The following is a 10,283-nucleotide window of genomic DNA, read 5'->3' on the forward strand; positions in this document are numbered from 1 at the left end:
CACCGAGGCAGCGCGCTCGGCGTCCGAGCGGCTGACATCGAGGGGGGTGACGAGCCGGACAGTGGCGCGCCCGACGGTGGCGACCAGCACGCCGGCCTCCTTCGCCCGGGCGACGAACCCGGCGGCGTCGGCCTTCTCGACGACCACGATGTTGGTGTCGACCGAGTCCGGGTCGCTGCCGCAGGCTTCGGCCAGCAACCGGGCGTGGGCGTGGTCGTCGGCGAGGCGCTCGACGTGGTGGTCCAAGGCGTGCAGGCCGGCGGCGGCCAGGATGCCCACCTGGCGCATGCCGCCGCCGAGGCGCTTGCGGCGCACCCGGGCCTCGGCCATCGCATCGGCGGACCCGACGACCAGCGACCCGACCGGGGCACCGAGCCCCTTGGAGAGGCAGACGGCCAGGGAGTCGGTCGCGGCGCCGTACTCGGTCAGCGGGGTGCCGGTGGCGACGTGCGCGTTCCAGAGGCGCGCTCCGTCGACGTGGACGGCGACGCCGGCCTCGTCGGCGAGCGCCCGCACGGCCTTCAGGTCCGCGAGCGGGAGGACGGTGCCGCCGGCGAAGTTGTGGGTGTTCTCCAGCGAGATCGCGGCGGTGCGCACGAAGAACGGGCCCATGTCGGGGGCGACCAGACGGCGCAGGACCTCGAGGTCGACACCACCCCGCTCGTGGATCCAGGTGCGCATGGTGACGCCGCTGACCGCGCCGTGGGCGCCGAGCTCGGCGCGCGCGATGTGGGCCGAGGCCTCGCACAGCACCTCCTGCCCCGGCGGGACCAGCAGGCCCACCGCGAGCACGTTGGCCAGCGACCCGGTGGGGGTGAACAGCGCGGCCTCGTGGCCGAACATCCCCGCGACACGCTCCTCGAGCGCACGCACCGAGATGCCCTCGGCCACCACGCGTGCGGCGAGGCGGTCCTGCACCTCGGGGTGGGAGACCGAGAGCAGCGCGCGAGCGTGCCCGGCCGACAGCACGCCGGCCGCGACCCTGCGCTGGACCGCGGGCGGCAGCTTCATCAGCCGCAGCGTGTTGGTGACCTGGGGGCGCGAACGACCGATGCGGTCGGCGAGCTCCTCCTGGGTGCAGCCGAAGTCGTCGAGCAGCTGCTGGTAGGCGGCCGCCTCCTCCAGGGGGTTGAGCTGCGAGCGGTGCAGGTTCTCCAGGAGGGCGTCACGCAGGAGGTCCTCGTCGGTCGTGTCGCGCACGATCGCGCCGATCGTCTCGAGACCGGCCGAGCGCGAGGCGCGCCACCGACGCTCCCCCATGATCAGCTCGTAGGCGCCCGGCGCCGTCTCGCGGACGACGACGGGCTGCAGCAGGCCGACCTCGCGGATCGAGTGCACGAGCTCGGCCATGTCCTGCTCGTCGAAGACCTGGCGCGGCTGTCGGGGATTCGGGACGACCGCGTCGAGCGGCAGCTCGGCGAAGCGGGCGCCCTGGACCTCCTGGAGCCCGGACTCCTTCGCCTCGGCGGGGGTCGACGGGATAAGTGACTCAAGCCCTCGGCCGAGTCCACGACGTGGTGCCATCAGGCGCCCCTCTCGCTGGTGGTCGGGTCGGACGTCCCTGACTGCGCGATCTCGCGGGCGGCCTCGAGGTAGGAGAGCGCACCGGACGAGCCCGGGTCGTAGGTGAGGACGGACTGCTGGTAGCTCGGCGCCTCGGAGATCCGGACGGAGCGCGGGATCGCGGTGGCCAGGACCTTCGGACCGAAGTGGCTGCGCACCTGCTCGGCCACGCCGGCCGACAGGCGCGTGCGTGCGTCGTACATCGTCAGCAGGATCGTGGTGATCTCCAGGTCCTGGTTGAGGTGCGCGCGGACGAGCTCGATGTTGCGCACGAGCTGGCCCAGGCCCTCGAGGGCGTAGTACTCGCACTGGATCGGGATGAGCACCTCACGGGCGGCGACCAGCGCGTTGACGGTGAGCAGACCGAGTGACGGCGGGCAATCGATGACGACGTAGTCGATCCGGTCGTCCGCCCGCTCGCGCTCCTCCAGGTGGGCGGCGAGCGCCTTCTTCAGCCGGGTCTCGCGCGCGACCAGCGACACGAGCTCGATCTCGGCGCCGGCCAGGTCGATGGTCGCGGGCAGCACCGTGATGCCCGGTAGCTGCGGCGCGGGCCGGACGAGCTCGGACAGCGGGACGTCCTCGACCAGTGCCTCGTAGACGCCGGGCGTCCCCTCGGTGTGCGCGATGTCGAGCGCCGTCGAGGCGTTGCCCTGCGGATCGAGGTCGACCACCAGGATGCGCAGCCCTTTCTGAGCCAGGGCCGCCGCGACGTTCACCGCCGTGGTCGTCTTGCCGACCCCACCCTTCTGGTTGGCCACGACAAAGATCCGTGTCTGGTCGGGGCGGGGCAGCTGGGTCGTGCTGCGGGCACGGCGGGCAAGGTCGACGTGGTCCCGTGCCTCACGCGCGAGCGGGGTGTCGAAGGGCTGGTCCGGCTCCGACGATGTGAAGCTCGACGCCGGCGCCGCACCTGACGCCACCGAGCTCAGCGACGTCGACGAGCCGGGTGTCTGCTTGTCGTCAGCGCTCACAGGACCTCGTTTCACGTGAAACATGCCCCGCCCCGGTCCGGACGAGGGTCGTCACTTCGACACTTCCACCACGGTGGTCGGGATCTCGACATCACCGTACGTCCGGATCAGCGTAGCGGTCGCACCGAGACGTCCGAGTGTGCGCTTGGCATCCTTCACCTCGTCCGCAGCCGACTGTCCCTTGAGCGCGAGCAGCACGCCACCGGGTGCGACGAGCGGCATGCACCACTTCGCGAGCTTCTCGAGCGCCGCCACAGCGCGCGCCGTCACGACCTCGAACTGGCGGTCCACGTCCTCAGCACGCGCACGCAGCACCTCGACGTTGATCAGCTCGAGCTCGTCGACCACCTCCTGCAGGAATGTGGTCCGCCGCAGCAGGGGCTCGATCAACGTCACCTGCAGGTCGGGTCGGGCGATGGCCCAGACGAGGCCGGGTAGTCCCGCGCCCGATCCGACATCGGCCACGGTCGCGCCGGCGGGAAGCCGGGGGACGACCACTCCGCTGTTGACGAGGTGTCGGTCCCACAGCCGCGGCACCTCGCGCGGTCCGATCATGCCGCGCTCGACACCCTCGTTCGCGAGGATCGCCGCGTACTGCGTCATCAGGGGCAGCTGGTCGTGGAACACCCCCGCAGCCGAAGGGGGCGGCGGGGGTGTTTCACGTGAAACACTCATGCGGACCTCAGGCGTCCGCCGCCGGCAGCACGACGACGTGACGGCTCCGGTCAGCGCCCTCGGACTCACTGGCGAGTCCGGCGGCCGCGACAGCGTCGTGCACGACCTTCCGCTCGAACGGGCTCATCGGATCGAGCGCCACGCGCGGCTCGCCCGAGCGGACCCGCTCGATCGCGCCGGCCGCCACCGACTCCAGCGCGACCCTGCGCTGGGCACGGAAGCCGCCGACGTCGAGCATCAGTCGGCTCCGCTCGCCGGTCTCGCGGTACACGGCGAGCCGGGTCAGCTCCTGCAGGGCCTCCAGCACCTCACCACCGCGTCCGACCAGGTGGTCCAGGCCGCCGCCGACGACGGAGACCGACGCACGGTCGTTCTCCACGTCCATGTCGATGTCGCCGTCGAGGTCGGCGATGTCGAGCAGCTCCTCGAGGAAGTCCGCGGCGATGTCGCCCTCGGCCTCCAGCTTCGCAGCGTCGGTCATAACCGGATCACTTCCTCTTCTTCTTGTTCGGGCTCGGCTTGGACCCGGAGGTCCGCTGGTTGCGCGTCTGCTTCTTCGGCTGGTTGCGCTGCAGACCGGGGTGCGGCTTCTCGATCTCCTTCAGCGGGTCCTCCGGCACGTTCTTGCCGTGCTTGGCGTCGCGCTCCTGCTTCGCCTTGAACGCCGGCGTGCCCGGCGCGGGGTTGTTGCGGATGACGTAGAACTGCTGGCCCATGGTCCAGAAGTTCGAGGTGGTCCAGTAGATGAGGACGCCCACGGGGAAGGCGATGCCGCCGACGGCGAAGACGACCGGCAGCACGTAGAGCAGCAGCTTCTGCTGCTGGGCGTACGGACCCGACAGCGCGTCCGGCGGCATGTTCTTGCTCATCAGCTGGCGCTGCGTGATGAACTGCGTGGCGCACATCGTCAGCACCATGATCACGGCGATGATGCGCGTCTCGACGTGCGTCGCGCTGACGAGCGTGTCGGCGATCCGGCCGCCGAGGAACACCGCGTCCTGCAGCTCCTCGGCCAGCTTGGCCGTCATGAACCCGCGGGCACCGTCGGCGCCGTTCTTCGCGGCCTGGTCGATCACGCGGAACAGCGCGAAGAAGACCGGCATCTGCAGCAGCAGCGGCAGGCACGACGCGAACGGGTTGGTGTTGTGCTCCTTCCAGAGCTTCATCTGCTCCTGAGCCAGGCGCTCCCGGTCGTGCCCGTACTTCTTCTGCAGCTCCTTGATGTGGGGCTGTAGCAGCTGCATGTTGCGGCTGCTCTTGATCTGCTTGACGAACAGCGGGATGAGCAGCGCGCGGATCGTCACCGTCAGGCCGACGATCGCCAGCGCCCACGACCAGCCGCCCGACGGGTCGAGGCCGAGCCGCGTGAAGATCTCGTGCCAGACGAGCAGCACGCCGGACACCGCGTAGTACAGCGGCGTCATGATGGCCGAGCCGATCGAACCTAGGAAGTCGAACATGGTTCTCCAGGGGTGGGGGTGACCGTCGCCGAGGCGACGGGAGGTTCAGAGGGGTGCTGCTCGTCCTCGGGCGTGCCCTGGGCACCGCGACGTGGCGGCACCGGATCGACGCCACCGGCAGCCCAAGGATGACACCGGCACACACGTCGCGCGGCGAGCCACGACCCGCGGGCGGCGCCGTGCGTCTCGACGGCCTCGAGCGCGTAGGCGGAGCAGGTCGGGTAGTAGCGGCAGACCTGGCCGTACAACGGGCTGATCGCGAACCGGTAGGCCCGGAGCAGCCACACGAGCACGGTCCTCACCGGTGCACCCCGCCCCGACGCTCCGCCTTCTCGACCGCCGTCGTCAGCACGGACTCGAGGTCGGCCGACAACGTCGGGCCGTCGACGGACGCCGCACGGGGCAGCGCCCGCACCACGAGCCGCGACCCCGCCGGCACCGAGGCCAACGCCCCGTGCTCGAGGTGGTCGCGCACGCGGTGCCGCAGCCGACGCTTGACGCGGTTCCGCACGACGGCCGGCCCCACGGCCTTGGACACGACGAAACCGACGGAGGTGTCTCCGTCGGTTCCGATCGAGAGATGCGCGACGAGGGTCGGCGACGACGCCTTCACCCCGCGGCGGACCGCGACCTTGAAGTCGCCGGCCTCACGCATGCGGTGGGGCCGCCCGAGCACGGCTCAGGCGGAGAGGTTCGCGCGGCCCTTGCGGCGACGGTTGGCCAGGATGGCGCGGCCCGCACGCGTGCGCATGCGCAGGCGGAAGCCGTGCTTCTTGGCGCGACGACGGTTGTTCGGCTGGTACGTACGCTTGCTCACGAGTTTGGTCCTTCGACGATTCGGGCCGGGATCGACGGCCACCGCTCGCCCACGGCGAAGATCTCGGTCGTGGGCATGCGGCAACGGTCGTGTTGCACGACTGCTCCACGGTACGGGGCGGTCGGAGCGTGGTCAAACCCGCCCCATAGGCTACCTGCGACCAACCGGTCCACGCGACACGCCGAGAGCATCACGGCAATCTTCCCAACCCGCTTGAAACGACCTCGCGACCGCTGCTAGCGTCGCCGCTCTGCGCCTTTTTCCACAGCGCAGGACCAGCGGGTAGCTGGATGCACACCGTGTGGACAACTCTGTGGACCACGCGACCCCTCGGGAGACCTGCATGACCGACGCCTCAGGGCAGACCTCGGACGACGTCGAGCTCTCCACGGCGTGGGACCACGCCGTCTCGACCCTGTCGAACGGCGCCCGCGTCTGGGTCTACAGCGCCGAGCCGATCAGCCGGCACCCGGGGATCTTCATCGTCGGCGTGCCCGACGACCTGAGCCGTGCGCAGCTGGAGTCGCGAGTCCGCCCTGCCCTGGAGCACGCGCTGTCGTCGCACCTCGGCGAGCAGGTCCGCCTCGTCGTCACCATCGAGCCGTCGCTCGCCGACCGCTCGCGGGACCGCCCGTCGTCCGCGACGCCGCAGGCCGACGACCGCCCGCACCCTGCAGGACCGCAGAACACGGCACCGCAGGGGCCCGGACCCCAGAATGACGACAAGTCGACACATCCACTTTCGGTGGTGCCCCCGGCGCCCGAGGAAGAGGGTGACGACATCGACGTCGACGAGTTCGTCCCGAGCTGGGCCCAGGAGCCCGACCCCGTGCAGCGTCGGACCAGCGCCCACGAAGCCAGGCTCAACGCGCGGTACCTGTTCGAGAACTTCGTCATCGGCTCGTCGAACCGCTTCGCCCACGCCGCCGCGGTCGCGGCCGCCGAGGCGCCCGGCAAGGCGTACAACCCACTGGTCATCCACGGCGACTCCGGACTCGGCAAGACGCACCTGCTGCACGCCATCGGCCACTACGTCCTGAACCTCTACCCCTCCTCGCGCGTGCGCTACGTCAACAGCGAGGAGTTCACGAACGACGTCATCAACGCCATCCGTGAGAACCGCACCGCCGCGCTGCGACAGAAGTACCGCGAGATCGACGTGCTGCTTGTCGACGACATCCAGTTCCTCGAGAACAAGGAGTCGACGCAGACGGAGTTCTTCCACACGTTCAACGCGCTGCACAACGCCAACAAGCAGATCGTCATGACGTCGGACCGGCCCCCGAAGAACCTGCGCACGCTTGAGGAGCGGCTGCGCAACCGGTTCGAGTGGGGCCTGCAGACCGAGATGCTGCCGCCGGACCTCGAGACCCGCATCGCCATCCTGCGCAAGAAGGCCGCGATCGAGAAGCTCACCGCACCGGCCGACGTGCTCGAGTTCATCGCGAGCAAGGTGCAGACCAACATCCGTGAGCTCGAGGGTGCGCTCATCCGCGCCACGGCGTTCGCGAACCTGCAGGGCGCGACCGTTGACCTCCAGCTGGCGCAGATCGTGCTGAAGGACCTCGTCGCCGAGGGCGAGGAGCCGGAGATCACGGCCGGCGTCATCCTGGCGCAGACCGCCGCCTACTCCGAGTTCACCATCGAGGAGCTGTGCGGCACGAACCGCAGCCGCGACCTCGTCCTCGCCCGCCAGATCGCGATGTACCTGTGCCGCGAGCTGACCGACATGTCGCTGCCCAAGATCGGCGCCGACTTCGGCGGACGCGACCACACCACGGTCATGCACGCCGACCGCAAGATCCGCAAGCTCATGGCCGAGAAGCACGCCGTCTACAACCAGGTCACGGAGCTGACGAACCGCATCAAGCAGCAGGCCCGTCAGAACTGACCCCCGCGCGGCACCTGCCGCCGCCACCAGGCCGACGTCCGAGGGACGTCGGCCTCGTCGCGTGGTGCCCGCGGGCTTCATGCACACCTGGGGACGACACTGTGGGAAAGTCTCGACCTCAGGTGGACAGACGCGACCGACGTGTGAACGAGGTGTGAACGACGCACGGACGTGCACAGCCGCCTGGGGTGCGTCCACGGCACGCCCACACCGTCGTCCACGGACCGACACGCCGCCTGACCTGGGCCGACGCCGGTTGTCCACGGGATCCACACCGCCTACGACGACGACGAGGGAGTTACATGTCCGGATCCCCCGCAAGAGTGACGGGACGGCCTGGGTGTGGACGAGCAGGACGACGTCCTCAGGACGCCTCGCCCGACCTACGCTTCACACCGTGTCCGTGGCAGGATGCAGTCCTAGTCTTCTCATGCCCGAAAGGCCTCGATTCGTGAGATTCCGCATCGATCGCGACACGTTCGCCGACGCCGTGGCGTGGACCGCACGCAGCCTGCCCACCCGGCCGAGCGTGCCCGTCCTCGCCGGGCTCCTCATCGAGACCGCCGGCGACGGCCTGACGCTGTCCGGGTTCGACTACGAGACCTCCACCCGCGCGACGCTGCCGGCCGAGGTCGCCGACGACGGCCGAGCCCTCGTGTCGGGCCGCCTGCTGTCGGAGATCGTCAAGTCGCTGCCGTCGAAGCCGATCGACGTCAGCCTCGACGGCACCAAGGTCCAGGTCTCGTGCGGGAGCGCGCGGTTCAGCCTGTCCACGATGCCCGTGGAGGAGTACCCGCAGCTGCCGCAGATGCCGACGTCGTCGGGCACGATCAAGGCCGACGAGTTCGCCACGGCCGTCGCGCAGGCGAGCGCCGCCGCCGGCCGCGACGAGATGCTGCCGCTGCTCACCGGCGTCCGGCTCGAGATCGACGGCTCGACGATCTCGCTCATGGCCACCGACCGCTTCCGCGCCAGCCTGCGCGAGCTGCAGTGGTCGCCCGAGGCCAGCGACGCCTCCGGCCACGCGCTCGTGCCCGCACGCGTGCTCGGCGAGACGGCGCGCTCCCTGGTCTCCGGCTCCGACATCACCATCGCCATCTCCTCGGGCGAGACCGGTGACGGTCTCATCGGCTTCGAGGGCACCGTCGGCAACGGCACCCGCCGCACCGAGACCGTCGAGCTGACGCTGGAGCAGCAAGAGGACGGTGCCCTGCTCATCGCCGGGGGGCGGCAGATCTGAGTCGTTCACGCACCGCCACCCCGCTCTCGCCCTAGGCTGTGGACGCCGGGCGGCATCGGGGCCGACACCGGGGCCGGAAGGAGTGACGTGGACCTGTCGGGTCTGTACCGCGGAGTCGTCGAGGGGTCACCCGACGGCATCTGGGTCATCGACCTGCACGGCCGCACCGCCTACACCAACCCGGCCATGGCGGCGATGTACGGCGTCGAGCCGGACCGCATGGACGCAGTGTCGATGTACGACACCCTCGACGACCTGGGCAAGATCCAGCTGGCCGAGCACCTGCGCCAGGTGCGCGAGAACGGCCTGCAGCCCGGCGACGTCGAGGTCCAGATGATCCGCGCCGACGGCACGCCCATGTGGTGCCTGGTGCGCGAGTCGCTGCTGCAGGTCGAGGAGGGCACCCCGGGGCTGTGCCTCTCCTTCAGCGACTACACCTCCCGGCGCGAGATGGTCGAGGCGCTGCGCACCAGCCGCCGCAACCTCGCCGAGGCCCAGCGCATCGCGCGGGTCGGCAGCTGGGAGTGGGACCTCACCACCGACACCATCACCGGCTCGGTCGAGGTCGACACGATGTTCGGCTCCTCCAGCGCGGAGGAACCCTGGAGCTACGAACGTTTCCTGGGGCAGGTCCACCCCGACGACCAGGCGATGGTCGAGTCACGCGTCGAGGCCGCCATCGCCGAGCACGGCACCTTCGACGTCATCGTCCGCGTCCAGGCGCAGGAGCAGTGGATGTGGACCCGCGGCCGGGGGGTCGTGCACGTGGACCGGGACGGCCGGCTGCTGATGTCGGGGACCCTGCAGGACGTCAACGAGGTGCAGGAGACGCGCTTCGCCCTCGAGGACCAGGTCGCGCAGAACACCTTGATGCAGGCGGTCGCGAGCGCGGCGAACGCCGCGTCGAGCCTCGACGAGCTGCTGCTGCGCGCACGCGACCTGGTGCTGCTGCACGACGACTGGGAGCGCGCCCGCGGGTTCTGGGTCGACGACGGGGACCTCGTGCCGATCGTGGTGCCCGGCGAGCAGCCCGATCCCCTGCGCGACGCCGCGGAGCTGCGGCTCGCCCGCAGGGTCCTGTCCAGCCGCGAGCCGACCTGGGACGACGCCCGCCTCACCATCGCCTTCCCGGTGGTGCTGAGCGGCGAGGTCCTCGCCGTCATCACGATCACCTCGGCTCCCCCGCTCTTCCGCCACGCCATGATCGAGCAGATGGTCGACCACGTCGCCGCCCAGATGGCGTTGGTGGCATGGCGCGAACGGACGGCGGCGGAGCTCGAGCACGCCCGCGACGCGGCCATGGAGGCCTCGCGGATGAAGTCGGACTTCCTGGCCACGATGAGCCACGAGATCCGCACCCCGCTCAACGGGGTCATCGGGCTCAACGACCTGCTGCTGCGCACGACGCTCGACCCCGACCAGCAGCGCCTCGCGACCGGCGTGCAGGTGGCCAGCCGCGCGCTCCTCGGAGTGCTCAACGACATCCTGGACTTCTCCAAGATCGAGGCCGGCCACCTCGAGCTCGAGGTGCTCGACTTCGAGGTCCGCCAGGTCGTCGAGCAGGTGGTCGGCGTGCTCGGCGAGCCCGCCCGCGCCAAGGGGCTGGAGCTGGTCGTCTCCTGCGCACCCGAGGTGCCCCGGATGCTGGCGGGCGACCCCACGC

Annotated in this window: 11 protein-coding genes; 3 read left to right on the top strand and 8 right to left on the bottom strand. The window is 70.4% G+C overall.

All coding sequences use genetic code 11. From position 1 onward, the window contains the following. From A6Q79_RS11255 to rpmH, 8 genes are all read right to left on the bottom strand, one after another. On the bottom strand, window positions 1–1,524 hold a 1,524-nt coding region (locus tag A6Q79_RS11255), incomplete at its 3' end, for a GntG family PLP-dependent aldolase (protein ID WP_317698284.1). Continuing rightward, window positions 1,524–2,537, bottom strand: a complete 1,014-nt coding sequence (locus tag A6Q79_RS11260) for a ParA family protein (RefSeq protein WP_269465270.1) — start codon at window positions 2,535–2,537, stop codon at window positions 1,524–1,526. The genes A6Q79_RS11255 and A6Q79_RS11260, both read right to left, overlap by 1 nt. 51 nt (window positions 2,538–2,588) lie before the next feature. Further along, window positions 2,589–3,281, bottom strand: a complete 693-nt coding sequence (gene rsmG / locus A6Q79_RS11265) for a 16S rRNA (guanine(527)-N(7))-methyltransferase RsmG (RefSeq protein ID WP_317698290.1) — start codon at window positions 3,279–3,281, stop codon at window positions 2,589–2,591. After that, the gene (locus A6Q79_RS11270; protein WP_067861115.1) at window positions 3,220–3,693 is read right to left on the bottom strand and encodes a R3H domain-containing nucleic acid-binding protein; all 474 of its coding nucleotides are present in this window, start codon (window positions 3,691–3,693) and stop codon (window positions 3,220–3,222) included. The genes rsmG and A6Q79_RS11270 overlap by 62 nt, the downstream gene beginning before the upstream one ends. Before the next feature lie 7 nt (window positions 3,694–3,700). Next, on the bottom strand, window positions 3,701–4,672 hold the full coding sequence (yidC, locus tag A6Q79_RS11275) for a membrane protein insertase YidC (protein ID WP_067861118.1): 972 nt from the start codon (window positions 4,670–4,672) through the stop codon (window positions 3,701–3,703). Beyond that, entirely contained in the window at window positions 4,657–4,974 is a 318-nt protein-coding gene (yidD, locus tag A6Q79_RS11280; RefSeq protein ID WP_083516534.1) for a membrane protein insertion efficiency factor YidD, read from the bottom strand. Before yidD ends, yidC begins: the two co-directional genes overlap by 16 nt. Further along, complete coding sequence (gene rnpA, locus A6Q79_RS11285; protein WP_144433844.1) at window positions 4,971–5,348, bottom strand: ribonuclease P protein component; 378 nt, start codon at window positions 5,346–5,348, stop codon at window positions 4,971–4,973. The genes yidD and rnpA overlap by 4 nt, the downstream gene beginning before the upstream one ends. A gap of 3 nt (window positions 5,349–5,351) precedes the next feature. After that, the gene (gene rpmH / locus A6Q79_RS11290; RefSeq protein WP_067862010.1) at window positions 5,352–5,489 is read right to left on the bottom strand and encodes a 50S ribosomal protein L34; all 138 of its coding nucleotides are present in this window, start codon (window positions 5,487–5,489) and stop codon (window positions 5,352–5,354) included. Between the two features lie 343 nt (window positions 5,490–5,832). Here rpmH and dnaA point away from each other — a divergent pair, with 343 nt between their 5' ends. From dnaA to A6Q79_RS11305, 3 genes are all read left to right on the top strand, one after another. Next, entirely contained in the window at window positions 5,833–7,380 is a 1,548-nt protein-coding gene (gene dnaA / locus A6Q79_RS11295; RefSeq protein ID WP_067852969.1) for a chromosomal replication initiator protein DnaA, read from the top strand. 451 nt (window positions 7,381–7,831) lie between these two features. Further along, window positions 7,832–8,620 (top strand): DNA polymerase III subunit beta, encoded by a 789-nt coding sequence (gene dnaN / locus A6Q79_RS11300; RefSeq protein WP_317698296.1) that lies wholly within the window; start codon window positions 7,832–7,834, stop codon window positions 8,618–8,620. A gap of 87 nt (window positions 8,621–8,707) precedes the next feature. Continuing rightward, window positions 8,708–10,283 (top strand): histidine kinase dimerization/phospho-acceptor domain-containing protein (locus tag A6Q79_RS11305; protein WP_317698298.1); only part of this gene is annotated, 1,576 nt, incomplete at its 3' end.

The organism is Aeromicrobium sp. REDSEA-S32_B7 (assembly GCF_001626145.1).
Lineage (GTDB): Bacteria > Actinomycetota > Actinomycetes > Propionibacteriales > Nocardioidaceae > Aeromicrobium > Aeromicrobium erythreum.